The sequence below is a fragment of the Mesorhizobium sp. M1329 genome, from assembly GCF_040318035.1.
Classification (GTDB): domain Bacteria; phylum Pseudomonadota; class Alphaproteobacteria; order Rhizobiales; family Rhizobiaceae; genus Mesorhizobium.
On record NZ_JAMYLN010000002.1, the window covers coordinates 58,981 to 83,479 of the forward strand.

General features: G+C 61.4%; 31 protein-coding genes. 11 read left to right on the plus strand and 20 right to left on the minus strand.

The window, feature by feature from the left end; all coding sequences use genetic code 11:
• Positions 1–7: 7 nt before the first annotated feature.
• Both NKH21_RS02065 and NKH21_RS02070 read right to left on the minus strand, forming a co-directional pair.
• Positions 8–856, minus strand: a complete 849-nt coding sequence (locus NKH21_RS02065; protein ID WP_352663847.1) for a MetQ/NlpA family lipoprotein — start codon at positions 854–856, stop codon at positions 8–10.
• A gap of 351 nt (positions 857–1,207) precedes the next feature.
• Complete coding sequence (locus NKH21_RS02070; protein ID WP_352663845.1) at positions 1,208–1,507, minus strand: DUF1236 domain-containing protein; 300 nt, start codon at positions 1,505–1,507, stop codon at positions 1,208–1,210.
• A 203-nt stretch (positions 1,508–1,710) separates the two neighbouring features.
• Between NKH21_RS02070 and NKH21_RS02075 the strand changes: the two genes are divergently transcribed.
• Complete coding sequence (locus tag NKH21_RS02075) at positions 1,711–2,499, plus strand: DUF1236 domain-containing protein (protein WP_352663843.1); 789 nt, start codon at positions 1,711–1,713, stop codon at positions 2,497–2,499.
• A gap of 104 nt (positions 2,500–2,603) precedes the next feature.
• On the opposite strand, the gene NKH21_RS02080 is transcribed toward NKH21_RS02075, so the two are convergent.
• Entirely contained in the window at positions 2,604–2,846 is a 243-nt protein-coding gene (locus NKH21_RS02080) for a polymerase (protein ID WP_352663841.1), read from the minus strand.
• Between the two features lie 234 nt (positions 2,847–3,080).
• Positions 3,081–3,635, minus strand: coding sequence for a DUF4142 domain-containing protein (locus tag NKH21_RS02085; protein ID WP_352663839.1), 555 nt, complete (start codon positions 3,633–3,635; stop codon positions 3,081–3,083).
• Between the two features lie 245 nt (positions 3,636–3,880).
• Here NKH21_RS02085 and NKH21_RS02090 point away from each other — a divergent pair, with 245 nt between their 5' ends.
• Entirely contained in the window at positions 3,881–4,111 is a 231-nt protein-coding gene (locus tag NKH21_RS02090; RefSeq protein WP_352663837.1) for a hypothetical protein, read from the plus strand.
• 64 nt (positions 4,112–4,175) lie between these two features.
• Here the strand turns inward: NKH21_RS02090 and NKH21_RS02095 are convergent, their stop codons facing one another.
• Positions 4,176–4,487: a hypothetical protein gene (locus NKH21_RS02095; RefSeq protein ID WP_023720549.1), complete on the minus strand. Its 312-nt coding sequence runs from the start codon at positions 4,485–4,487 to the stop codon at positions 4,176–4,178.
• A gap of 324 nt (positions 4,488–4,811) precedes the next feature.
• On the opposite strand from NKH21_RS02095, the gene NKH21_RS02100 reads away from it, so the two are divergent.
• Positions 4,812–4,976, plus strand: coding sequence for a DUF3309 family protein (locus tag NKH21_RS02100; protein WP_023677107.1), 165 nt, complete (start codon positions 4,812–4,814; stop codon positions 4,974–4,976).
• Positions 4,977–5,268: 292 nt separating this feature from the next.
• Here NKH21_RS02100 and NKH21_RS02105 read toward each other — a convergent pair whose 3' ends face one another.
• Complete coding sequence (locus NKH21_RS02105; RefSeq protein WP_292655400.1) at positions 5,269–5,466, minus strand: hypothetical protein; 198 nt, start codon at positions 5,464–5,466, stop codon at positions 5,269–5,271.
• Positions 5,467–6,023: 557 nt separating this feature from the next.
• Between NKH21_RS02105 and NKH21_RS02110 the strand changes: the two genes are divergently transcribed.
• Entirely contained in the window at positions 6,024–6,698 is a 675-nt protein-coding gene (locus tag NKH21_RS02110; RefSeq protein WP_352492201.1) for a Crp/Fnr family transcriptional regulator, read from the plus strand.
• Between the two features lie 171 nt (positions 6,699–6,869).
• A complete protein-coding gene (locus NKH21_RS02115) occupies positions 6,870–7,397 on the plus strand; it encodes a YciE/YciF ferroxidase family protein (protein ID WP_292655403.1) in 528 nt (175 codons plus the stop codon).
• 136 nt (positions 7,398–7,533) lie between these two features.
• On the opposite strand, the gene NKH21_RS02120 is transcribed toward NKH21_RS02115, so the two are convergent.
• Both NKH21_RS02120 and NKH21_RS02125 read right to left on the minus strand, forming a co-directional pair.
• On the minus strand, positions 7,534–8,532 hold the full coding sequence (locus tag NKH21_RS02120; RefSeq protein ID WP_352663834.1) for an ATP-dependent DNA ligase: 999 nt from the start codon (positions 8,530–8,532) through the stop codon (positions 7,534–7,536).
• A 29-nt stretch (positions 8,533–8,561) separates the two neighbouring features.
• On the minus strand, positions 8,562–8,729 hold the full coding sequence (locus tag NKH21_RS02125; protein ID WP_352663833.1) for a hypothetical protein: 168 nt from the start codon (positions 8,727–8,729) through the stop codon (positions 8,562–8,564).
• A 226-nt stretch (positions 8,730–8,955) separates the two neighbouring features.
• Here NKH21_RS02125 and NKH21_RS02130 point away from each other — a divergent pair, with 226 nt between their 5' ends.
• Both NKH21_RS02130 and NKH21_RS02135 read left to right on the plus strand, forming a co-directional pair.
• Entirely contained in the window at positions 8,956–9,660 is a 705-nt protein-coding gene (locus NKH21_RS02130; RefSeq protein ID WP_352862921.1) for an MgtC/SapB family protein, read from the plus strand.
• 130 nt (positions 9,661–9,790) lie between these two features.
• Entirely contained in the window at positions 9,791–11,053 is a 1,263-nt protein-coding gene (locus tag NKH21_RS02135) for a DUF763 domain-containing protein (RefSeq protein ID WP_352663829.1), read from the plus strand.
• 10 nt (positions 11,054–11,063) lie between these two features.
• Here the strand turns inward: NKH21_RS02135 and NKH21_RS02140 are convergent, their stop codons facing one another.
• The 7 genes from NKH21_RS02140 to NKH21_RS02170 all read right to left on the minus strand — a co-directional run bounded on the left by NKH21_RS02140 (position 11,064) and on the right by NKH21_RS02170 (position 17,742).
• On the minus strand, positions 11,064–11,507 hold the full coding sequence (locus tag NKH21_RS02140; protein WP_352663827.1) for a PPC domain-containing DNA-binding protein: 444 nt from the start codon (positions 11,505–11,507) through the stop codon (positions 11,064–11,066).
• A gap of 24 nt (positions 11,508–11,531) precedes the next feature.
• Positions 11,532–11,684, minus strand: a complete 153-nt coding sequence (locus NKH21_RS02145; RefSeq protein WP_352663825.1) for a peptide ABC transporter permease — start codon at positions 11,682–11,684, stop codon at positions 11,532–11,534.
• 108 nt (positions 11,685–11,792) lie between these two features.
• Positions 11,793–13,508 carry an HAD family hydrolase gene (locus NKH21_RS02150; RefSeq protein WP_352663823.1) on the minus strand — a complete coding sequence of 572 codons (1,716 nt, stop codon included), beginning with the start codon at positions 13,506–13,508 and terminating at the stop codon, positions 11,793–11,795.
• Between the two features lie 4 nt (positions 13,509–13,512).
• Positions 13,513–14,484, minus strand: coding sequence for an SDR family oxidoreductase (locus NKH21_RS02155; protein WP_352663821.1), 972 nt, complete (start codon positions 14,482–14,484; stop codon positions 13,513–13,515).
• A 187-nt stretch (positions 14,485–14,671) separates the two neighbouring features.
• Entirely contained in the window at positions 14,672–14,974 is a 303-nt protein-coding gene (locus tag NKH21_RS02160; protein WP_352663819.1) for a hypothetical protein, read from the minus strand.
• A 488-nt stretch (positions 14,975–15,462) separates the two neighbouring features.
• Positions 15,463–16,863: a phospholipase D family protein gene (locus tag NKH21_RS02165; protein ID WP_352663817.1), complete on the minus strand. Its 1,401-nt coding sequence runs from the start codon at positions 16,861–16,863 to the stop codon at positions 15,463–15,465.
• Between the two features lie 63 nt (positions 16,864–16,926).
• Positions 16,927–17,742, minus strand: coding sequence for an endonuclease/exonuclease/phosphatase family protein (locus NKH21_RS02170; protein WP_473599676.1), 816 nt, complete (start codon positions 17,740–17,742; stop codon positions 16,927–16,929).
• 181 nt (positions 17,743–17,923) lie between these two features.
• Between NKH21_RS02170 and NKH21_RS02175 the strand changes: the two genes are divergently transcribed.
• Positions 17,924–18,334, plus strand: coding sequence for a DUF427 domain-containing protein (locus NKH21_RS02175; protein ID WP_352663813.1), 411 nt, complete (start codon positions 17,924–17,926; stop codon positions 18,332–18,334).
• Positions 18,335–18,365: 31 nt separating this feature from the next.
• Here the strand turns inward: NKH21_RS02175 and NKH21_RS02180 are convergent, their stop codons facing one another.
• From NKH21_RS02180 to ku, 4 genes are all read right to left on the minus strand, one after another.
• On the minus strand, positions 18,366–18,782 hold the full coding sequence (locus NKH21_RS02180; RefSeq protein WP_352663811.1) for an HD domain-containing protein: 417 nt from the start codon (positions 18,780–18,782) through the stop codon (positions 18,366–18,368).
• 131 nt (positions 18,783–18,913) lie between these two features.
• Positions 18,914–19,285 (minus strand): avidin/streptavidin family protein, encoded by a 372-nt coding sequence (locus NKH21_RS02185; protein ID WP_352663809.1) that lies wholly within the window; start codon positions 19,283–19,285, stop codon positions 18,914–18,916.
• Between the two features lie 75 nt (positions 19,286–19,360).
• Positions 19,361–20,761, minus strand: coding sequence for a PAS domain-containing HWE histidine kinase family protein (locus NKH21_RS02190; protein ID WP_352663807.1), 1,401 nt, complete (start codon positions 20,759–20,761; stop codon positions 19,361–19,363).
• A 93-nt stretch (positions 20,762–20,854) separates the two neighbouring features.
• The gene (ku, locus tag NKH21_RS02195) at positions 20,855–21,688 is read right to left on the minus strand and encodes a non-homologous end joining protein Ku (RefSeq protein WP_352663951.1); all 834 of its coding nucleotides are present in this window, start codon (positions 21,686–21,688) and stop codon (positions 20,855–20,857) included.
• Between the two features lie 127 nt (positions 21,689–21,815).
• Here ku and NKH21_RS02200 point away from each other — a divergent pair, with 127 nt between their 5' ends.
• Entirely contained in the window at positions 21,816–22,280 is a 465-nt protein-coding gene (locus NKH21_RS02200; RefSeq protein WP_352663805.1) for an NUDIX hydrolase, read from the plus strand.
• A 48-nt stretch (positions 22,281–22,328) separates the two neighbouring features.
• On the opposite strand, the gene NKH21_RS02205 is transcribed toward NKH21_RS02200, so the two are convergent.
• Positions 22,329–22,934 (minus strand): alpha-ketoglutarate-dependent dioxygenase AlkB, encoded by a 606-nt coding sequence (locus tag NKH21_RS02205; protein ID WP_352663803.1) that lies wholly within the window; start codon positions 22,932–22,934, stop codon positions 22,329–22,331.
• 129 nt (positions 22,935–23,063) lie between these two features.
• On the opposite strand from NKH21_RS02205, the gene NKH21_RS02210 reads away from it, so the two are divergent.
• Complete coding sequence (locus NKH21_RS02210; protein WP_352663801.1) at positions 23,064–23,279, plus strand: KTSC domain-containing protein; 216 nt, start codon at positions 23,064–23,066, stop codon at positions 23,277–23,279.
• A 114-nt stretch (positions 23,280–23,393) separates the two neighbouring features.
• A complete protein-coding gene (locus tag NKH21_RS02215; RefSeq protein WP_352663799.1) occupies positions 23,394–24,476 on the plus strand; it encodes a sensor histidine kinase in 1,083 nt (360 codons plus the stop codon).
• Positions 24,477–24,499: the final 23 nt, after the last annotated feature.

A 24,499-nucleotide genomic window follows, 5' to 3' on the forward strand; every position in this document is an offset into this window, starting at 1 on the left:
CTCGGCATCAATAGGCGCTGATGCCGGTTCCCTTGTAGACCAGGTCGAATTCGGCCTTCACCTTTTCGTTCTGATAGGAGGCGACCAATGTCTTTACCCAGGGCTGGTTTTCATTGCCGGCCCCGACCGCGATGAAGTTGCGGTAGGGATTGTCGGCCACCGCCTCCTGGGCGATGCGGTTCTCCGGCGTGAGCCCGCTCTTAAGCGCCCAATCCGTGTTGACCACGGCCCCGTCGAGGTCTTCCACCGAGCGCCCGACAATGCCGGCGTCAAGCTCCTTGACGACCAATTTCTTCGGGTTTTCGGCAATGTCGGTGGTCGTCGCCAGAATGCCGGTGCCTTCCCTGAGCTTGATCAGACCTTCGCTCTGCAGAACGCGCAGTGCGCGGCCCTCATTGGACGGGTCGTTCGGTACGCCAATGACCGCGCCTTCGGGCAGGTCGGCAATCCTTGTGTATTTCTTGGAATAGAGGCCGATCGGCCAAACCCCGGTATAGCCGACCGGCACGATGTGATAGCCCTGCGTCTTGATCTGATTGTCGAGATAGGGCTTGTGCTGGAAGGCGTTGGCGTCGATTTCGCCGCGTTCGAGCGCTTCATTCGGCTGGGTGTAGTCGTTGAACACCACGGTCTCGATCGTCAGTCCCCTCTCTGCCGCCTGGGCGGTGACGACCCGCCACACATCCTCGTCCTCGCCGCTCATGATGCCGACCTTGACCGCCGTCTTGTCTTCGGCGAAGGACGGCGCAGCAAGGCCGACAATCGCAACCGCCGACGCGAAAAGTACAGCCAGACCGGCGCGCCGGTTTATACTTGCGGAGAGAAATGAGCGCAAAGTGTTGGTGTTCCCAGACATGATCTATCCCATCGGTTCTGAAGTTGTTGCGGCCAGGCGGAGTGCCAAGCCTTCCCGGCATCATCGGGAATGCTGACCGTCGGATCAAAGCACCGAATTTCCCGCGAAATGCGAAGCCAGGAATATTCTCTCAAAGTTTCGGGCCTGGCGAGCACAGGGCGCGTGCTGGGATCATGCGTTATAAGCCAATGCTGGTTCAGAAATTGTCCAGGCGTCGTCTCCGCTACGAGGCCCGCCATGCATCGGAACGGCGGGCCTTTCTGCATTCGAATTGCCCAGCACGGGCAGCAGTTTGGGATGTCGACAATGCAGGGCGCGCCGCATGTCCCTTCAAAAAACGACGCGCATTGCTCACTGGATGACCTTCACGATCCTGCGTGTGCCCGGATCGACCAGGACGGTCTGGTTGTCGACGACGACGTAGCGGTATTTGACGTTGGGAACTTCATGAAGCTCGACGGTATCGGGCAGGGTCGAGCCGACATTGAGCTCCACGCCGGGAAGCTGGACGGACGCCAGGGGCTGCTTTTTCACATATTCGCGTACGATCGTCTCCTGCTGCGGTTCGATGACCACGTCCTGAGCGGCAGCGGCGCCAACACCCGCAAGCAGCAAGAACCCACCCGCGGCTGCCGAAAGATGCATTCTCATGATCGTCTCCTTTCGTCGTGAGCCACCTCTGCGCTGCGTCGCGTCATGCTGTTCGCAGCGGGGTCGCTATAGGCCGGTAACGTCATCAGGTGGAGCTTGTTCCGCCACTCGGATCGCTTGCCGTTTCCCTCCATTGTTTGGAACAAAGTTTTTTAGCCGCAGTTTTACGCGGTGAAGGGACGCATTTTCCAAGGAGATCTCTCATGAAAGGCGTTCTGATCACCAGCATGCTAGCAATCAGCGTCAGCTGCGGGGCTGCACTTGCCCAGACGCAGCAGTCGACCGATGACCAGTCCGGCGCCAATTGTGCAACCGGCACCGCCAACTGCCCAAATGGCGCCAAGATGGGCGAGCAGGCCCAGGGCAAGGCCGGCGCCACGACTGATCAACAGGCGCAGGGCAAACCGAAGCTGAAGACCGACGAGCAAGCCCAGGGCAAGGCCGGTGCCACGACTGAACAGCAGGCGACGGGCACCACCAAGATGAAGACCGACGAGCAGGCTCAGGGCAAGACTGGCCCTACGACTGAGCAGCAGGCCACGGGCACCACCAAGATGAAGACCGACGAGCAGGCTCAAGGCAAGGCTGGAACCACCACCACCGAGCAGGCCCAAGGCAACACGAAAATGAAGACCGAGGAGCAGGCTCAGGGCAAGACTGGGACCACGACCACCGAGCAGACTCAGGGCAATGCCTCGACGCAGACGCAAGACCAGAGTTCGACCGCTTCCATCAACAATGTGACCGTTGAACAGAAGACGGAGATCACGCAGGTCATCAAGGAGACCAACGTCCAACCGGTTTCCAGCGTCGATTTCGACATCTCTGTCGGTGTCGAGGTTCCGCGAAAGAAGGTCCGGCTGCATCGCCTGCCGGCGCGCATCGTCAAGATCGTTCCGGCTTACGAAAGCTATGAGTATTTCGTGCTCGCCGACGGCCGGATCGTCATCGTCGACCCGAATACCTACAAGATCGTGATTATCCTGACCTAGTCGTGGCCAGACGGTCTACCGTGGGTTGATGCACCAAAAAGCCCGCCGCGCAGCTCGGGCGGCGGGCTTTTCCGTACCCGGCTCCAGCGTCTGCAAATCGCAAATCAAGGTCCGTCCTCGGGGCGAGGAGCGAGCACGGTGTGATCGATGGTGTCGGGCAGGCAGGGACCGGGCACGCAGCTTGTTCGGACTGACGCGGTGGTAATGGCATCGATATCGGTGACCAGCACCATTCGCGCGTAGTGCCGCGGCCACAGCGGTTCTCCAAACAGGACGAAGACGCCGCCAACCATTAGCGCCAGCAACAAGAGTGCCGTTGCGTTTGCAAATATCTCGCCGTAGCGCATTGAGGTAACCTGTGCTGGCCGGAAGGCGATTCAGCCTGTGACAGCGGCGACCAGGACGGCGCCGAAAGCCGGCGCTACTATCCTTGAGGCCTCGCGAATGCCGCCTTCCATTGGATATTCCGCGGAATAGGGCGGGTGAATAACGGCACTCTCGGTGCTTTGTTCCCGGCCCGACGACAGCCGCTTCATTCATGCCGGGGCGTTTCCGTTGGCGAAGCCGCACGGTGTTCGCTCTCATTGATGCGCGGCAGCGAGATCCTTCACGTGACGTTCGTGCATTTGCAGCACCGGCAGCGTCTTCTTGGCAAACTCCTTCATCGCCGGATCGTCGCCGGAATTTGCGTAGGCGGAAAACAGCGCCACCGCTTCCTTATGCGCCTGGGTCTGCATGTCGATATATTTCGATTGGAAGCTGTCCCCGCTGGTCTCCTTGAGTTGGTCGAGCAGCGCCTGGTGCTTGGTGTCCAGCGGCGGGCCGGCTGGCTGGGTGGCCGAAGTCGTCTGACCCTTGCTGAGCGCCGCCTTGAAGTCCTCGCCGGCCTTGGTGTGGTCCGTGATCATTTGCGCCGCGAATGCCTTCACGTCGTCGGCCTTCGCCTGGGTCTGCGCAAGCCGGCTCGATTCGATTTCAAATGTATTGGCAATGGGCACGGTCTTGATGAACGTCGCGGTGTCAACCTTGCTCATGGTGTCGGTCGTCAGAGGCGTCAGCGTCGCCGATTGGGCGAAAGCAGCCAAAGATGCGCCAGCCATCATCGCTGCCGCAGTGATGGATAGAAGGGTTTTCATGGGGATTCTCCGAGGCTGATGTCATCCCTCCGATGGCTCAACGCGGAAGCTGCGGCGAGGTTGCCTGGTCGTGGGGGCCACAGCCCCCGCGACGCCAAACAATGGTTTGGAAACGCAAAACAAAAGACGCCGGCTGCGTCCGGCAAAGTGCAACGCAAGCCACGAGATCGTACGGAATCGTACAAGCTCTTTCGCTTTACCGCAGTCTTGCTATCGTTGGCTGGGAGAGATGGGTGGAGGCTTCCGTGGGGCAGATCAAGTCGCCGCTTGGAATCGGTATTGATACCGACAAAGCCGTCCATACCGTCATGGCCGACTACCATCCGGGCGATATTCTCTCGACCACCGTCGTCATAGCCGATTTGCGCAAGCGCTTTCCCTGCTTCCGGCAAACCGACGAGGAGCTGGTTGGCTTCATCGTTCGGGCGCTGGACGGTCGGGAGATCGCGGTCAGCTTCGACCACCGCGGCCGTTAGGCGGCTGATCTTACGGCAACCGGCCGCGGAGCCTATGCTCCGCGGCCTCGTCAGGCTGTGGCGCTTACTTGCCGCAGTGGTTGTCGTTCACCGTCGGCGCCATCGTGCCCGGAGCCTTGCCGGTCGCATCGGGCAGAGCCCCTTGCGGGCCAGGCGGGCAATTCCGGTCGGCATTCGAATTCGTCGTTGAGAAATCGCGAATGCTGTTGGTGATGGTCGAATCCGTGCCGGTATCAGGGCCGCCATTATCCGGCACTACGACCGTCCGCCCGCTCCCGTCGGCAGCGGCTCCGGAGGGATCGCCGACGTTCTGGGCCATCGCTGACGTGGCCAGACCGATCGTAAGCGCCGAAGCTGCGAGTATTTTCGTGAGCATGATGCTTCTCCTTTTTACGAGGGTCGTCGCGTTGCGACTACGAAAACAACCGTTCGGGCGGGCGAAGGTTCCGACAAATTCCCCATGAAATTCAGCATGTTCTCAGGTGTTCAAGGCGGCCGCCATGCCATTCTCGGCTGGCATGCTTCTGTGGACTTTTCTAACGGCACAGCCCGGTATTTTGCTCGCCGCATAAGCGTACGCCTTACGTCCCGCCGGAACAGGAATGCTCCTTGTGAGTTCATACCTTTGTACGTTCATACCTTTGTACAATGCGACGCGCTGATGCGAATGGCGGCAGCGCAAACAAGGAGAGCAGACATCATGGGCCTTGGAACCATTCTCATCATAATCTTGGTCCTTGCCTTGCTTGGCGGCTTCAGCGGCTTGGGCGGCGGACCGTTCTATGGCACCGGCTATTACGGTGGTGGCGGCCTAGGCCTGGTGCTGCTTATCGTCATTATCCTGGTCCTGCTTGGGCGCATTTGAATGCATGTCGCGCAAAAGCATGCCCTCGGGCTTGAACCGAGGGTGTGCAGCGGTTTTGTGATAGCGACGTGCATAAAACAGGAACCTAAAGCACATCGCATGAGGCCAGTCGAACGCGACGGGCCTTAGTGTCACGCTCGCGACAAAAACGCCTGCCGCTTGGCAACAAGCGCCGGGCGTTTTGTCGTGAAAAGACAAGATTTCCACGATCCTTGGCCAACCAGGACCTTGGCTAAAAAGGGTGACTCGGTGCCGAACCTTTCGGCACCGAGGACACCACCATAGCAGCAGCTTAGTGTTGGCGATCGGCGGCCAGCGCTTCTTTCAGATCGGCGCTGAGCACACCCTCGTTGAACAGCGACATGATACGTGCGGCCAACCGCTCGCGGACAGGACTGTCGTCCGCAACACCCAACTCGCGGCAGCAGTCGTCGAGCGCTTTTTTCAGCACGCTCAGTTCGGCTGGAGTTGCTGCACCTTGCATCGACATGCCATCCTCCCTTGAAAAAGGGCGAAAGCGCGAAGCGTCTTTCAAGCGTCCACTCGCCATGTCTTGTGGACGACACCAATTCAATTAGCGCCGCTTTCGTCCAAACTCAATGTACGGAAATTACCAAGCAGACAGTTTGGGAACGACTGCCTTGCACCTGCATTGTTGCTGCGATCCAACCCACCCCTCATTTGGATCATTGGGCGTAGCCCACGACGCCCGAATGGAGCCCGTTGCATCCCTCGCGACGGGCTCTTTCGCATCCGGTGACCTCAATTGTCGTTTTCGTACCAAACGGTCTTTGGTACGTTTCCAACTCTAACTTTCAGTCGGATGTTTTCGTAGGCAAGCGGCAGGAGAAACTGCCGTGCATCGATTCATTTTTTTATTTAGTAGGCTCCATACCTTTGAGTCCATATATAAGCGCTATCGTCCGCAGGTTATACCGGGCGCGGACGGCTGGGAGATAAGAAAGCTCTTGCCCTGTTTTGGGGCTAGCTATGTCTGATCCAGCAATTTCCGATAGAACTCTATACAGAAACAAGCTGTTGCGCCGGATGAGCGCCGACGATTTCGCCTCTCTCGAGCCGCACATCGAGCGCTGTTCGCTGGAGTTACGGCAATCGCTCGAAGTGTCCGGATCGCCGATCGAGGCCATTTATTTCCTCGAGGACGGCATCGGTTCGGTGGTTGCGAAAATGCCGAACGGCAGCGATGCGGAAGTTGGCCTTGTCGGCTTGGAAGGTATGACCGGCTCGGCCCTGATAATGGGCGACGACCGTACGGTCCATGATTGCTATGTGCAGCTGGCCGGAGAGGCCGCCAGGATCGACGCCGAGCCGTTCAAGGCGGCGCTGACGCAAAGCCCGACGCTGCGGCTGTTCTTGCTGCGCTACGTGCAATATCTGCATGTCCAGACTGGCTATACCGCGCTGGTCAACGCACGATCGAAACTTGAAGACCGGCTGGCGCGCTGGCTGCTCATGTGTGACGATCGGGTGGACGGCGGCCGGCTGACGATCACTCACGAATTCCTGTCGATCATGCTTGGCGTAAGGCGCCCGGGCGTCACGGTCGCGCTGCAGCTGCTTGAGGGGCGAGGGCTCATCCGGTCCCGCCGCGGCGAAATTATCATCCGCGATCGCGATGGTCTCGTCGCACTGGCCGATGGCGGCTACGGCCTGGCGGAGGCCGAATATACCCGCCTGGTCGAGCATATCGGCGAGCGCTGACGGCACTTTCCTCGCCGATTGCTGCCGCAGGTCGAGACCCCTTGCGACACTAGACAGCGGGGTCCGAAAAAATTTTCGAAGCTCCCGGACCGTCAGGGAACTTGTTTCCCGTCGGAGGGTTATGGGACGCCTCTACTTTGCGAGGCGGCACGAACCATTCGGGAGAGGATCATGGCGACCACGAAAAAGGCCGCGAAGGCGGCAAGCAAGGGCCTTGAGGATCTGTTCCTCGACGGGCTCAAAGACCTCTACTACGCCGAGAAGAAGATACTGAAAACGCTGCCCAAAATGGCCAAGGGCGCGGAGTCGGAAGAAGTGACCGCCGCCTTTGAGAAACACCGCATGGAAACCGAAGGACATGTCGACCGCCTCGAGGAGGTGTTCGAGAAATTCGGCAAGCCGGCCCGCGGCAAGACCTGTCCGGCGATCGACGGCATCATCGAAGAGGGCTCGGAAGTGCTCGAGGAGTATAACGGTGCTCCCGCGCTCGACGCCGGGCTTGTCGGCGCGGCGCAGGCTGTCGAACATTACGAGATCGCTCGCTACGGCACTTTGATCGCGTGGGCGGAAGAACTTGGCAAGAGCGACGTTGTCGAGCTGCTCAGGGCAACCCTCAAGGAAGAGGTCGCGACCGACGAAGCGCTTTCCAAGCTCGGCGAAAGCGGCGTCAACGAACGAGCAATGCAAGAAGCCGCTTGATCTCAAAACCACAACCGAGCCTCGGAAATGGTTGCCAAGGCTCGGTTGGCCGCGGCGAACCGATGAATTCTGCATTGGTCCGTCATGAACGGTAGAGCGGGCAGCAAGAGCCTTGAAACGGTGCCTCGGAGCGGACTTACTCGATCTGCTCGAACGTACATTGCCGGGGTTCCTTGTCCGGCCGCCAGCGCAACAGCTTGGTACCGTGCCGGAACCGGTCGCCTGTCACATGGTCGAAACGAACCTCGACCACCAGTTCGGGTTTTATGGGCTCCCATTGCCCGCTGCGCTCCGTGCTCCAGCGGCTTGGTCCGCCCGGCGCCTTGCCGGTGAAACCCGGTTTGGCCCGCAGTTTTTCCAGCCGCCTGGTCAGCGCCGCCCGGTCGTCCTTGCCGATGGTCGAGGTGAAGCCGACATGGTCCAGCCTGCCTTCATTGTTGTAGAGCCCGAGCAGCAGGGATCCGACTTCGTTGCTGCCGGCGAGATAGCGAAAGCCGCCGACCACGCAATCCGCGGTGCGCAGCCGCTTGACCTTGACCATGGCGCGCTCGCCGGGCCGGTATGGCTCGGCGATCAGTTTTGCAACGACGCCGTCGGTCGAGCCGTGGCCGGCGCCCTGCAGCCAGCGCTCGGCGGTGGCGGCGTCGTGCGTATATCTGGACAGGTGCAGTGCGGGCCGTGCCGCCGACGCCACAAAGGCCTCAATCGCCTGCCTCCTGGTGGTGAGAGGCTCTTCGATGATGATCCTGCCGCCGGGTTCGGCCAGCATGTCGAACAGGACCAGCATGGCAGGCGTCTCCAGGCTCAACTTGCGGATCCTGCTTTCGGCGGGATGAAGGCGCATTTGCAGGGCCTCGAACGAGGACGATCCGTCGACCTCGATGACAATCTCGCCGTCGGCAACAAACCGTCGCGAGCTCACGTCCCGCAGCACCGCGACCAGTTCGGGAAAATAGCGGCCAAGCGGCTTGCCCGATTTTGCACGCAGATCGACGGCATCGTCGCCCTTGAACACGAGGCAGCGAAAGCCGTCCCATTTCGGTTCGTACTGCCAAAGCCCGTCGCCGCCAGGAATTGCGTCGGCGGCTTTGGCTTCCATCGGACGAAGGTCGAGCGGCAACGGAAATGCGGTCATGGCTGGTCCGCGCCCCGCTGAGGCATTCGCTATCGCCGTCGGCCATTCCCCTGTGCCCCGCTTTGCCGCCTCGGCGCCTTGCGGCCGGTTTGGTCGGGTGAAGGCGACCGCGGATAGACCTCGCCGAACCCACCGATCTCCTTGGTGATGCGATAGGCCAGATAAGCGACGGCTCCGGCAAGCAGCAAGCGGACCATGACTGCAAATCCTTCGTTGGCGTGAACCCACCAACCCGCAGGCCGAAGGTTTTGTTCCGCCGCTGCCCATCGCCGGGGTGAATCGTCGGCGGCGCAACCAAAATCCAGGCGCATCGTTTGTTGCTTATCGACGAAAAGAATTTGCGATGAAGACGCTCTTGCCCTTGTTCGCTTTGACCATGGCGCTATTCCTGGCCAGCCGCGCTTGGCCTGACGGGTGACCGCGATGGTCCTCGTTGTTCCGGTCTGGCAGGACATCGCGGCACGGTTGCTTCTGACCGCGCTCGCCGGCCTGTTGATAGGCCTCAACCGCGAGGCGCGCGGGCACGCGGCGGGGCTACGCACCACCGTGCTGGTCGGGTTAGCCGCTGCCATCGCAATGATCCAGGCCAGCATTCTGCTGGGGACCGTAGGCAAGCACCCGGATTCGTTTGCATCGATGGACGTCTTGCGCTTTCCGCTGGGCGTGCTGACCGGCGTCGGCTTTATCGGCGGTGGCGCCATTCTTCGCCGCGGCAATCTTGTCAGCGGCGTCACCACGGCGGCCACGTTGTGGGTGATGACGGCAATCGGATTGGCTTTCGGTGGTGGCCAATACGGCTTGGGCGCGGCCGGCACGGCGCTGACGCTGGCCACCTTGCTGGTCCTGAAATGGGTGGATCTTCGAATGTCGCGCGAACACCACGCCCAGTTGGCGGTGACGTGGAAGGCCGCAGCCCGACAGGAACTCGATACGATGATCGGGCCGCTTGGCTACCGGGCACGCCTCGTCGCGATAGAGAGGCGCCCGGATATCAAGGACCCCGTATTCTCGTTCGAGATCAGTTGGAGGCGGCCGGACACTGGCGCACCGCCAATGGATCTGCTGGCATCGGTGGGCGAGCATTGCGAGATCCAGAAGTTTGATCTCCTCAGCGAACCTGCCCGCTAGAGCGGTTCATCGTTTCACGGAAACGCCGGCTTGCAACGATCGCGGCCTGAATTCAGGCCATCGCTTCTTCGCGGCGCTTTCGATATCTATCTATCTGTCGAGGCAGGACTCAAGGAGCAAGCAAAAGAGCGTGGCACAGCGATCGGGAAGTGCTGATCTTCCACTTCACGGCGGGCGCGTACCGAAATGGCTCGGCGACCGCATGACGCGGCTTGGCGCGGTCATGTGCGAAGCGATCATCCACCATTACGGCCGCGATGAACTGCTGCGCCGGCTGGCGCATCCGTTCTGGTTCCAGTCCTTTGGCGCCGTGATGGGGATGGACTGGCACTCTTCCGGCATCACCACCAGCGTCGTCGGAGCGTTGAAGCGCGGCCTGTCGCCGCTTTCCGGCGAACTCGGCATCCACGTTTGCGGCGGCCGCGGCGCGCATTCGCGCAAGACCCCGCATGAGCTTGCCCTGATCGGTGAGCGCGTCGGCCTCGACGGGCAAGGCCTCGCGACCGCCAGCCGGCTTGTCGCCAAGGTGGACAGCGCTGCGGTCCAGGACGGTTTCGATCTCTATCTGCACGGCTTTATCGTCACCGACGACGGCAAGTGGGTGGTGGTGCAGCAAGGCATGAACGGCGACAGCAAGGTGGCACGCCGCTATCACTGGCTGTCCGAGGGCCTGACGAGCTTTGTCGACCAGCCGCATGCTGCCATCGAGGGCGCCAACCAGGGCGAGATCGTCAACCTGACCGACCGCCGCGCCGAAGCGTCGCGCCAGGGACAACTGGACCTTCTGCGCGACCTTGGACCGGATCGCATCGTGAGGGAACTTGCCGCTTTGGAGCGGGGTTCAGCGCCAGCGCCGGAGCCGGCACAAAAGCTGCTGCCGCATCTGGTGATGCCGGCGCACCACGATGTACGCGAAAGCGATGTCGTCATGCGCCGCCTGCACGGCAACATCGCGGCGGCGGCCGAGCGCGGCCCGACAGATTTCGCCGGGCTTCTCCTGGTGCCCAATGTCGGCGCGCGCACTGTGCGGGCGCTGGCGCTGGTCGCCGAAGTCGTGCATGGCGCGCCGTGCCGCTTTTCCGATCCCGGACGTTTCTCGCTGGCGCATGGCGGCAAGGACAGGCACCCGTTCCCGGTGCCGCTGAAGGTCTATGACGAGACGATCGGCGTACTGAAGTCGGCAGTGCAGAAGGCCAGGCTCGGCCGTGACGAAGAGATCGGCGCGTTGCGGCGGCTGGACGACCAGTCGCGGCAGGTGGAGCGCTATGTCACCGGTCCAAGCCTGAAGGAAATCGTCGCCGGGGAGTTCGAGCAATCGCATCTGCTCGGCGGCCGCAGCGTTTTCGGTTGGGAAGGCGCCCCCGAGAAAGCCGCAGTTAAATCAGCGAAGTGATCGGGTCGGATCAAGCCTCCAAGTCGATCAGGGCGACGCCGAGTTCGGGACGGTGCCTCCGGCGCAGATGGCCAGGCGTCTCCACCAATGTGACCTCGAGCGTCGGCCGCACGATGCCGTCCAGCAGATGACCGCCCCTCGTGGTGCCGTCACTCAATCCAAGGACTGCGTGGACGTGCAGGCTGGGCCTGCCGTCGTCGCCGATGGCAACATCGCCGATCGCGCTCAGCACTTCACACTGTTCCCGGACGGGGATTTTCCGGTAGGTCCTTTCGCCAGGGTCGAACCAGCCGACGGTTGCGCTTTCGAAAGCGCCAAGCGCGGTCAGCGACGCACTGCCGACGCCACGGTCGACCGCAAACGACGTCAGCTGCGCAAACGCCTCTTCGCCGGGATCAAGCACAACGACGAACGTTCTCTGTCCGGCGCTTTCGGCAACAAGCTGTGATTTCATGATTTCGCTCCAGCCGTCAGGAATTCAAATCCACCACACCAGCCATGCCAGCAAGACGAGACCCACCAGGCCGGCGATGAAAATGATCCGGCGCGCCCGCGTCCGCAGGATGATCTCGCCCTGCCGCGCCTGTTCCGCCGAAAAGACAGGACCATCCTTGTCCCGGTCGTTGCTCATCCATCGTCTCCTTCCGGGGGCACTTGTTCGGCATTGAATAGATCGGGCGCCCGATAGAACACAATCTCGTTTGGCGGATGAGGTTCCACGGCTGGGCAGCGTCTGCATCTATTCCTTTGGCGCGGTTGCGGGCGCGGTATAGCGGCGGCGCACGGCGTCGAGGACGTGGTTGCGGCTCTCTTGCGCCGAAAGTGTGCCGTCTTTCTCCGCTTCGGCCGTTTCGCATGCCAGTTCCTTGTCCCTGATCTGGTGGCGAAACCATTCGGAATAGTCGCCGGCGCGCAGATGATGTTCCCAGGTCTTGTCGTCGATGCCTTCGGCGATCTGGGCGAAAATCATCAGATTATGGGCGCGGAGGTTCATCGCATTGTCGGGGCCGCGGAAATAGAAGCTGCCCTTCTCGTCGAGCTGACCCTCGGCATATTTTCGGCTGTGGCGCTTGAGCGACTGTCGCGGCTCGATCGGCTCGACCATGGCAGGCTTCTTGCGCGCCTGCGGCCGCCAGAACAGCACGCGCTCGTCTTTTGGAGAGTTCAGGTCCTTGTCCTTTGGCGGTTCGGTGCCGGTCTCGCGACAGAACGTCTTGATGACCTTTTTCGCCTTGGGACCGAGTGCGATGACGGCGGTGACCAGCCGCAATGCCTCGGTTGAGATCGCGTCCGGATGAACCGTGATCAGGATCGTGCCCGGCAATTCCATGGCCAGCACCATTGGCGTGTCGTCGCGCCGCTTCGGCAACAGGTGATGCGCCTCGTCGATGATCAGCCAGTGTGGTCGTGCGGTGCGGAAGCGAACACCGCCAAGGCCCGGCAGCAGGTCGGCAAAGAAGTCCGGCCGCTCGTTGACGCGCAGCGCCAGGCCATTGACGACCAGATTGTTGTCCGGCTTCTCCAGGAGATCGAGCAGTTGCGTCTTCGTCGGCGCGTTCGAGCCGTCGCCCAGCCGGACGGCGCCTTCGAGGCCGTCATAGTCGCCTTCCGGATCGAAGATGCAGAACTGGAACTTTCTCTCGACGAAGCGCTCCGTCAATGCGGTCGCCAGGGTCGATTTGCCGATGCCGGAGCTGCCGGCGATCAGCACCGTATCGGTTGGCGATAGATACACCTCCTTGCCATCCTCCGAGCCAAGCAGAATGCCGTCGCGGCTTGGCACAAGCTCGCGGTCGCGCTCGACCACCTTGGCGATCAGCTCCTCGACGCCTTTTCCGCGCGCGCCGCGTGTCACGAGATCCGCCGTACTCTTGACTGCCGGCAGTGCGTTGTCGACGGCGACGCTGAAGCCGCAGGCGCGCAGGAAGGCATGGTCGTTTTCGGCGTCGCCGACACCGACGACGTTGTGCGGCGACAATCTGAGGTCCTGAAGCGCGGCTGTCAGCCCCGTCGCCTTGTTGATGCCGCTGGGCAGGATCATCACCGCGCCTTTGTTGAAAATGATTTCCAGCTCCAGCCCCAATTTCTGGATGACCTCGAGCGCGGTAGTCTGATGCGGTTCCCAGGTTGCGACGATCGAGCGTCCGACCGAAAGCGGTTTGACACCGCGTTTCCTGAGTTTGGCGATGAACTCGGGGGCGGGCGGCGGAGATATCGTCCGCTCCTCCTCGCTGGCCGGCGTGTAGATCAGCGCCCCGTTTTCCGCGACCACCTTGTCGAAGATCGCGACTTCGGGAAAGACGCGTTTGAGGTCGGGCAGCTCGCGCCCGGTCACGAGAATGAGTTTGCGGCCGCTCTTCTTGAAGCGTTCAAGCGCCGCAAGCGTCTTCTCGGCAACGAGCCCTTCATGCGCCAGCGTGCCGTCATAGTCAGTGGCCAGGGCAATGAAATACATGCCGTCAGTAGCCGCCGACGATCGGCAATATCTCGCCGGTGATGTAGCTCGAGCAGTGTGGCGAGGCGAGGAACACGTAGGCCGGCGCGATCTCTTCCGGCTGCGCCGGCCGCTTCATCGGCGTATCGGCGCCAAATTTCGAGACATCGCCGGCTTCCTTGTCCGAGGGGTTGAGCGGCGTCCAAACCGGGCCTGGCGCCACGGCGTTGACCCTTATGCCCTTCTCGACAAGGTTGCCCGAGAGCGCGCGGGTGAAGGCATGAATGCCGCCCTTGGTCATGGAGTAATCGACCAGTTGCTTCGAGCCCTCGATGCCGGTCACGGAGCCGGTATTGATGATCGCCGAACCGGCTTTCATGTGCGGCACGGCCTCCTGCGCCATGTGGAAATAGCCGTAGAGGTTGGTCTTCAGCGTCGTGTCGAAATGCTCCTCGGTCAGCTCGCTGAAATCGCTGGAATGGATCTGGAAAGCGGCGTTGTTGACCAGCACGTCGATCCGCCCAAACTCCTGTACGATCTCAGCCACCGCGTTGTGGCAGTGGTCGCGTTCGCTGACGTCGGCCTTGATCAGGATGCAGCGCTGGCCTTCCGCTTCGACGGCCCTTTTGGTCTCTTCGGCGTCCTTGTCCTCCGAGAGATAGATGATCGCCACATCGGCGCCTTCACGCGCATAGAGCACGGCCACCGCACGGCCGATGCCTGAGTCGCCGCCGGTAATGACGGCCACTTTACCGTCGAGCTTTTTCGATCCGATATAGTACGGCGCATCGTAAAGCGGTGCCGGCTCGATCGCCCATTCATGCCCCGGCTTCGGCTGGTGCTGCTCGGGGAAGGGCGGCTCGGGATATTTGCGGGCACCGGCCTGCATAGCGCCTTTTTGCTTGCCATTGGACTTGGACTTGTCTCTCTCGTCGATGCGGCGCTGGATGTGCCGTTGCTTGGCGGCCTCGCCGGCGATTTCCGATTTCATCTGCATGGTCATCTCCCTGGCTTGAAACCCAACAACGCGTGTCCGGCGAAAAGGTTTATGCGACCAGGTCGTTCCTTCAGCCCGGGCGGATCGTGCGGAGTCTAACCCACGGCACCGGCTGCAGTACGGACCCGCTGAAAAGCCTAGGAGATTGCGGCTCCCTCAGCGGCGCATTCGTTCGACCCGCCCTGAGTCACAGATTGTTCTGCAGGGTCGCCGGCCCGTTGGCTCCATCCGTCCTATTCATGTCGCGCCCCTTGCCGTTGAGCTGCCTGGCCTCGTCCTCGGCTGCGTCTTCAAGCTTGGCGACGAGCAGGTCCTTGAGGTCGCCAACCTCTTCCTCGATGTCTTCTATGGGCACGCCGGCGTCGGCCGCCTCTTCCTTGCATTCCCTGGCGAGGATTTCCGCCTCCTTTTCAAGCTTGATCGAAGGCGGCGGTAGATGAACGTTTTCGTGGATCCAGTCCTGCAAGAATTCTATCGCACTAGCACTCATGGCGCTCACCTATAGCGGCAACCTGTAGTGCACATTAACGTACGTGCTGCAAAATGGATGCTTGGTAACGCCGGATTTCGAATAGCGACACTTGACGATAGCGTGATCGCCTAGGGCTAGAGCTTCTGCAGCCAAATGGGATCACTTGGCGTCGCGGAAATGCGGCTAGCCAGACAGTTGGAGCGGGATCTAATTTGAAGGCATCCCGCCCTTAGGACGTGTTGCGCCGCCGCGCCGGTGTTGCTCGACTAGGATCGCCAGACAGCCGACCATCGTCGTCCGCAGCAGCCGGTCGCGTCGGCCACTCAGCGGCGCGGTCGGCGCGCATTTTGCGTTTATGCGCCATCCAGAACGGCAAGAGCTCAGCAAGAAAACTGTATATGGTGGTCTTCATAGGCATGCTCCGGATACGGCTTACAACTCGTGATCCCCGAGTTGCGTTCCGACAAAGCGTTCCGTTCCGACAATGAGTTGCAAATCCGTCGCTTTTACAATTGCGATTCGATCGGCAGGCATCCAACCAGCGCTGCAACGATGCGCCGATAGAGACTGGCCTCGGGTTCACGCGAATATTGCCGCATCTCGCCATCCGCCATGCCGAGCCACCGCAAGGCGCCTTTGTCCAGGACCAGCTGATAGCTCGTCTGCGGTGATTTTTCGTGCTCGAACAGCCGGCGCAACTCCATCACCAGATTGGTATCGTGGAAAAGCACGCCCATTTCCGCATTCAACGACACCGAACGTGGGTCGAAATTGAAGGAACCGACAAACCCCAGCGTATCGTCGACCGTGAAGGCCTTGGTGTGGAGGCTGGCTCCCTTTGAACCGAAAACGGAGATGTTGGCCTGACGGTCGAAGGGCTGCAATTCGAAAAGCTGGATACCCTTTTTAAGCAGCTTGCGGCGGTATTTGGCATAGGCGCCGTGCACGGCGGCGACGTCCGTCGCGGCGAGCGAGTTGGTCAGTACTGCAACCTCGGCGCCACGGCCCACCAGCTTCGACAGGATGGCCAACCCGGTGCGGCTGGGGATGAAATAGGGCGAGACAATTTCGAGGCGCTGCCTGGTGGCCGCGATAGCGGGAAGCAGCTCCTTGGTCAGCCAGTTCCTGCGCCTTTTGCCGCGCACCTTTTCCGGCGGATCGGAAATGACGCGAACGCCTTTCGTCCAGCAGACGTCGCTGTGTGCTGCAATGAACTCCGTGATCGTGCGCCAGGCACTGAGGCTGTTCAACAGCCGGCCGTCCGCGGTCGCGTCGGGATTGTCGAGGAAATCGGCGCGCGAGCCCGCCGCAGCTGGACTGAGCAGCTGGATCGGCGTTGCTGCCTCGCAATTCCAGAACGCCTCGAAGATCTGCATCGTCTGCCCTACGGCAGGACCGAGAAGCAACAGGTCGAGATCGCGAAAATTCGTCTCCGCAGCGTCGAAATAGGCATCGCCGATATTTCTTCCGCCGACGATGGCCAAGCCCTCATCGGCGATCCAGGCCTTGTTGTGCATGCGGCGGGTCATCGCAAACAGCCGGGCGACCATCTCCAGCGAGCGAAAGATGCTGCCGTTCCTCATGCCGCTCGGGTTGAACAGCCTCAGCTCGATGTTCTTGTAGCTGTTGAGCGCCAGGTAAGCGGCGTCGCTGTTGCGCGGATTTATATCGTCCAGCAGCATGCGGACGCGGACACCGCGCTCCGCCGCCTTGACGACCTCCTGCATCAGCAGCCGGCCGCTATGGTCGTCGTGCCAGAGATAGTACATCAGGTCGAGGCTGCTTGTGGCACTGCGCGCAGCAAGGATTCGCGCGGCAAACGCGTCATAATTGTCGGCGATCAGCAGCAGCCCGCTATTGCCGGCAGCGATCTTGTCCCGGGCAAACCGCGAAATGGCTGTATCCATGAAGTGCACCGGCAAACATCAGCGAAGCAAACCGTCTGAAATCTGACTAACAACCCTTCAGGGTCATTCTGGTTGCAGTCGCGGCTGACGTATCGCGTCCAGGTTCAGCCGGGCCTTGATCGGCAGATGATCGGAAGCCCGTTGCGCCAGCGGCGTCTTGTGCACCTCGATGCTGGAAATCAGGTGCGGCGGCCTGGCCAGGATGCGGTCGAGCGCAAACAGCGGAAAGCGCGACGGAAAGCTCGGCAGAACCGCATCGATCGGACCGAAATGCGGAAGCAGGGCCAGCAGCGAAGACCTGTTGCGGACGCGCCATTCGTTGAGGTCGCCAAGCAGGATTGTTGGCCGCAGAACCGGGTGCGTGGCTTCGACCAGCGCGTTGGCCTGCTGCGAGCGCGACCGCCGCAGCAAGCCAAAATGTGCGGCTATGATCCTGAGCGAAACGCCCTTCAGTTCCAGGTCCACGATGACCGCACCGCGCGGCTCGAGGCCGGGCAGCCGGAGCTGGTTCACGCTTTCGACCACGCCACGGCGTGCCAGGATCAGATTTCCGTGCCAGCCATGGCTGCGGCGGTTTTCCGGGACATGGGTGGGGACGAGATCGCTGTCCCGCTCGAGCGCTGCGAGATCCAGCAATCCCTGCCTGCTTCCGGTTCTTTCGTCGGCCTCCTGCAAGGCAATGATATCGGCATCGAGTTCCCTAACCACGGCTGCGACCCGCTCCGGATCGAACCTGCCGTCGGTGCCGACGCATTTATGCACATTGTAGGATGCGACCGTGGTGCACGAAATTTCATTGCCGGGCGCGGCAAACCGCGGCACTTCCCTTCGCAGCGCAGCGCCAAGCGACCTTGGAAGGGTAGGCGATCGATCCAGCATGTGATCCATTTGCTGTTGAGTCGGTGAGTGGCGGCCATTGCGATTATGGCGCGTGCGGAGGTCTGAAACAACGGCGACCTTGCAAAACCGTTCCACCACCGGCCTCGGCGCGCCCGCCGTCTGGAACCCTGACGGGCAACAACACGTTTCGGGAGGGCAGCGCAGTCAACGGAGAAGTCGAATGCAGCCCTTAGCCGCAAATTCCGCCCCCCGGCCAGGCCCGCTCAGCATTGTCCCGTTCGACGGAACCGTAACCGTTCGGTTCTCCGACGCGATTATTGCGTCGAGCGACCGGGCAAAGCTGCTCTACGAAGACGGCCATGATCCTGTCTTCTACATACCCTTCGAGGACATCTATTTCGACCTTCTGGAGAAGGCGAACACAACGAGCCACAGCCCGCTGAAGGGCACGGCAAGCTATTGGCGTGTTCATGCGGTCGGTTCGTCGGCAGAAGACTTCATGTGGGCCTACGAGACGCCCGACACCCCGGCATTGGCGATCGCCCGCCACGGCGCGTTCGATCCCGGCAGGGCGCGGATCGAGGCCGATCCCGCGGAGGACAAGCGGCATACGCCGCACGTCACCGAATAGATCCAAATCAGCGACAGGCGCCAGCCTTCCGTCAGCTCGAGAACTCTTCTCTGAGAATACGCAAGCCGTCTTCGTATTTCGCTGTCGACGCCCCGATCTGCCGTGCCTGCCATAGATTGTCGACAAGATCGGCGCGCTTGACCGGCAATGCCAACGGATTGACCGCGGCCCTGCGAACGAAAGCGGCATCGTCCTCGTTCGGCAGCCGCGTCATGGCGTCGATGGCAGACACGATGGACGGCCCGAACCCGGCCGCCTCAAGCCGGTCGCGGTTCCAGCCGTCGCCTTTTTCGATGACATCGTGAAGATAGGCAATGGCTTTCTGGTCGAGCGTTTCGACGGCATCGACGACCCGGCGGCAATGTTCGATATAAGGCCGCCCTGTCTTGTCCGTCTGCCCGGCATGAGCCTGTTCGGCGATTTTTGCTGCGCGATAAAGCACGCTCATTGGGTCGATCCCCGTAACGAACAGCGCATGTCCTGGCGCACCAACGCGCCATCGTCAGTGCGAGTTCCTACGCGCCGCGGGACCCTACTGCCTCGCCTGCGCGCTGAGTGCCGCGGTGGCGGGCGCGATAGTCAGGCGACGCGTTCAAAACTGTCGAGGCTGGTTCCAAACGCGCGCCAGGCGGGGAGTTTCCTGGCACGGGCCGGGGCACCTTCCTTTTCCGCCGACAAAGCGGCATCTGCAACGGTGTGCCACAGCATCTCCAGCTTCCCGTTCCTGAGTATTCCGGTATAGCTCACCGCCGCGGCTCCGACCCGCCCTTCGGCCGCGCAGGTGAATCCGATGACGTCTCCATGGCAGGCTCCGAACAGCGGCACGGTCATGCCGAAGAAGGCGCTGTCCTCCAGCGCCGTCCTGAAGGTTCCGCTGATCCGTCCGCCCTCTTCGCTGGTCAGTTCGACGACCGACCCGTACTGGTTCCGCCAGGTGCCCAGCCAACTCATCGCTGCTCCTCCTGATTGCTACCATAGGGATTGCGCTGCCAGACGGCCGCCAAGCCGCGGCCGAGGTAGCGGCCTTTAATCAGCCGCGATGCCGGCCGTCGACATCTGAACGAAGCGCAGCGGCGCTTCCAGCGTCCAGGTGATGCCGTGCCTGGCGAATTCCAGGCGGCCCGTGCCGCTGAGCGCCTGCGGCGTGACGCGTTTGAGCACAACCGTTCCGAAACCGCGTCGCGCGTTTTCATCGACCAATGGTCCGTCCAGTTCCCGCCAGACAAGGCGGAAGCCATCGCTGCCGTCGGCGGCTGACGTCACGGTCCATTCGACCTCGACCCGTCCGTCATAGTACGACAGTGCTCCGTGCTTTACCGAATTGGTGGCCAGCTCGTGAAAGGCAATGCCGAGATATTGCACCGCGTTCGGCTGCAGCATGATCATCGGCCCGCTCATCGTCAGACGGGCCTGTGTCGCGAAGGCCTTGGTCTGGGCATGGATCAATTCGCCGATAGTCGCGCCACGCCATTCGGCATCGACCAGCAGATCGTGCGACTCCGACAGCGCCATGATGCGTTCCCGGACCTGTGAAAGGAAAGCCTCGGGCGTCCCCGCCAGCTTGCTGGTCTCGCGGATCATCGAGACGATCACCGAATACTGGTTTTTGACGCGGTGGTTGACTTCGCGCATGAGGGTGCGGATGCGCCGTTCGCTCTCCTTGTGCGGGCTGATGTCGCGCGCGATCTTGGAGGCGCCGATGATACGACCGATGCCGTCGCGTATCGGCGAGATGGTGAGCGAAACCGGTACCAGGGTGCCGTCCTTGCGCTGCCGGATCGTCTCGTATGAGGGAATCCGTTCGCCGGCGCGAATGCGGCTGATGATCATGGCTTCCTCATCCAGGTGGTCGGGCGGGATGAGGATCGTCACCGGGCGCCCGATCGCCTCGGCGGGCGTGTAGCCGAACAGGCGCTGTGCCGCGTCATTCCAACTGGTGATAATGCCGTTCAGGTCTTTCGACACGATCGCGTCCATCGAGGATTCGACGATGGCAGCGAGCCTTATGCCGGCGTCGTCAGCCAGCGCCTGGGTGCGCAGGTCGAGCAAGGTGTTGATGGCGCCGACGACCTCGCCGCGTACATTGCGAAGCAGGACCGGGTGCGCGCTGAACGGGATGAACTGGCCGTCCGGCCGCTCGGCGATCGCCCGGCCCCCACGAACGTCCCGCTCCTCCAGCAAGGCAACGGCCATCGGACATTCGTCGTGCGCCATCGGTCGCCCGTCAAGGTGGCGAAGCTTCCATGAACCGCACCAGCGGTCCTGGCCAAGCATCGGACGATGTCCCCAGAGATCGGCAGCGGCTTCGTTGAAGAAGGTGATGTAGCCTTGTCTGTCGGTGGTGTAGACGGCCACAGGCAACGCCTGCATCAGGTCGGCGGAAGAAACTTGCGGGATTCCGCCAGTCCTTAGTTCAACGACGTCCACCAGTCCCCCGCTCCGCTTAGCTTGCCGACGGATTGCTACGTCATCTAAATGCGTGCGAGTGTTTTCGGTTCCGTTCGATCTGCTTTCGGACATTCAGGCCGATTTGCGTTTCGCCGCCGCCCTCGGACTTTTGTTCGGAGCCTTGCCGCCCTCCTGCGCCAGGCTCTTGCGCAGAACATCGGCGAGATTGACGACGTTCGTCCTCGGCTCGGGTGCCGGCTTGGGCGGTTTCTTGCCCTTGCGCTTGGCTTCGATCATCGCAACCAGCGCCTGTTCATAAGTGTCTTCGAACTTCGACGGGTCGAATTTGGCCGGCTTCTTGTCGATCAGCAATTGCGCGATTTCCAGCATCTCGGGATCGACCTTGCGAGCCTTCAGCCCTTCGAACACCGTGTCCGCCGCGACCACTTCATTGTGGTTGCGTAATTCCGTCATCACCATGCCCTTGCCCAGCGGCTGGATCAGCACCTCTCGGCCACGCTGGTACAGCACGACGCAGGACCGGGCTGCCACTTTCTTCCTGGCCATGGCGTCCCGGATCACCGCGAATGCCTCCGTGGAGGGCACATCGGCCGGGACCAGATAATAGGGCTTTTCGAGGTAGCGTGCGTCGATTTCGGCGGTAGGCACAAACTCCCCGATCTCGAGCGTGTGCTGCGACACCATCTTTAGTTTCTTGATTTCGTCCGGCTCTATGCGGATGAATTCGCCCTTCTCGACCTCATAGCCCTTTACCTGGTCGGCAGCCTCCACCGTGTCGCCGGTCTCCTCGTCGATATAAGCGCTCTTGACGGGGAGACCGTCCTTGCGGTTCAGGATCCTGAAATGCACTTTCTCGGACTCGCTGACGGCGCCGATAATCTTGACGCCACAGGAAACCGATCCGACTTTCATAAAGCCCTTCCAGGCAGCTCGCGGCGTCGCCATGTCAATCACACTCATTTGCCGAACGGACGGAACGGCTGCGAGCAGAAATCGTTCCGCCGTGGGAGGCTGCTCCACATGCCGGCCAGGACGAGAACGTTCGTTTGATTTTCGTCAGGGGAATAGCGGAATGGCCAAACGCAGCGCAGGGTTGCTCATTTATCGCCAAAGCCGAGGTTCACTTCAGGTGTTGCTGGTGCATCCGGGCGGCCCATTCTGGGCGAAGAAAGACGACGGCGCATGGTCGATCCCGAAGGGCTTGGTCGACGAGAACGAGGACGAGCTGACGGCGGCCAAACGCGAAGCCGAAGAGGAGCTCGGCATCGCCATCGATGGAGTTTTCGAACACCTTGGCAGCTATCGGCAGCCGGGCGGCAAGCTCGTCGTCGCATGGTGCGTCGAAGCAGACTTCGACAGCGACGCCATAAGCAGCAACACCTTCGTCATGGAATGGCCACCACGGTCCGGCTCGATGAAGGAATTTGCCGAAGTCGACAGAGCGGGCTGGTTCTCCCTGCCGGAAGCCAACCTCAAGATTCTGAAAGGCCAGCGCGCCATGCTGGCGGATTTTGCCGGTCGGCATGGCGACCGATGAACCGTATCGGCTTGGTAGTTCAGGGCTGCGCCGGCTTGCCTCACCGTGCTATCCCAAGCGAATTTGAGCGCGCAGTGTGCGCAACGTGATCGAATAGCGATGCTCGGCAACCGGCGGAATGCTGTGCTCCCATTCGCTGCGCGCAGCGCCCGTCATCAGATAGGCCGACCTTGGCTCGACGGTGACCGTCTTGCGATCCCATCGCGTGCCGTTTTTCCGGCGCAGGCGGAAGCTGCAGGCGGCCAGCAGGGAAACGCCGGCGACCGCCTCGAAATGAGGCTTATCGCGGTGCCAGCCGATACCGGCGCCCGGCCGGTATTCGTTGATCAGCACCTGCACGAAGGTCTCGGCCGGCAGGCGGGCAAAGGCTGCAACCTTTTCCCTGAGCGGCAGCAGAAAGCCGGGTATCGGCGGTGCCTCGACGACTTCGCGCCGGTCGTAGTCGTAACGCAGCCCGAAGCCGACCACCCGCCGGTTTGCCAGATGGCCGTGAAAGTCGAAGGCCTGAAAAGGCAGGCTTGCCAGCTGGCTCGCCAACGCTGCTTCTTCCTCCGGCGTGATCATTTCAGGCTGGTAGTGAAATCCTTCCGGCAGGTCGTCGGTGGCGGCAAAGAGATCGCCCTGGCGGGCAGCCGATGTCTTGGGCGATGGCATCAACCGTATTTGGTGAAGCCGGCCCGTAGCGGCAAGGCTGCTTCGGCAGCAAGGAACCTCGCCCTCCGTGCAGGGTTATTCACACGGCGGCATGGAACGGAGCACTGCCGAGCATTGGACCTGTCGAGGATGCCTTCAACTGCGATCAGAAACATCGATTACCAGCCGGCGACGAGGGTACTCTCGGTATGGTTCGTCCCCAGCGGAAACCGCTATGACTACGAGGACGTGCCGCCGCAGGTCCACGCGGCATTCCGCAAAGCCTTGTCAAAGGGCCGGTTCTTCAACGAACATATTCGCGACCGGTACAAATACCATCTGGTCGAGCAGAGCCATTCGAGCTGAGCCTTCAGACGCTTCTCAACCACGATCTCGGCTCCGCGCGACAATGAGCGGACTTCGCAGTTGGCGAGTGACCTGATATTAATCATGGTCCCACCCGAAGACCGAAAGCCTGGAATGTCCGCCGAAGCTGAAAAAACCGAGCAGCTCCAGCAATTGCTCGACAACCTCGATCTGGCGGGCGCCCTGGACAGTGACGGTTACAAGCGGTTCCTCGACCAGCTGCCGATTGCGATCGCAATTTCCGATTTGAGCGGCGATGAACGTGTTGTCTATGTCAATTCCGAGTTCCAGAAATTGTCGGGCGTTTCCGTCGCAGAACTGGAGCGCCGCAACTGGGCTGCACTGAGCGGAGAAGGCTTGGGCGAGAACAAGGACCGGTCGCTGGCCCGCGCCATCGTCGAGGACATCGACCGGGCGGGAACCTTTAGCCTGCAACGTGCCGACACAGCGCCGGTCATCATCGATGTGTATTCGAACCTGATCGAGGACGAGCGCGGGCGACCGTCCTTTCGACTGGTCGCCCTTGTCGATGTTACCGCGCACAAGGCAAGTGACAGCGAAGCCTTCGAACAACGCATCCGGGAAAAGGACATGCTGCTGCGCGAGTTGCAGCATCGGATGAAGAACAATCTCCAGATGATCACAGCTCTCATCAGATTGGAGGCTCGCAGCGCGGCGTCGCCCGATCAGAAACGTTTCGAGCGCCTCGCCGGCCGCGTCGATGCGCTCGCAATTCTCTACCAGACGCTGTCGGTCGACGAACAGAAAGCCGAAGTGGACCTTGGCGTCTATCTCAGCCAGATCGCTTCCGCCGTGATGACCTCGCACGCCGTGCAAGGCATCCGGCTGGACATGAAGGTCGACACCTATCCGGTGTCCATCAATGTGGCGATGCCAACGGGTCTGGTGGCCAATGAGCTTTTGACGAACGCGCTAAAACACGCCTTTCTGGATCGCGAAGGCGGGACGATCACGCTGCGGAGTGTTGTCGACGACGATGGTTTTCGCGTCGTGGTCGCCGATGACGGCATCGGCCTGCCCGAAGGCGAGACCTGGCCGAAACCCGGCAAGCTCGGAGCATTGATCGCTCAATCACTGATCGAAAATGCCAAAGCCCGGTTCGAGGTGGATTCTGCCCCCGGCAAAGGAACGCGGGTGACCATCGTCTTCAACAGATCGGCCGCGCTCGCGACGTAGCCGGTCGAGCAAGGCCGTCCGCA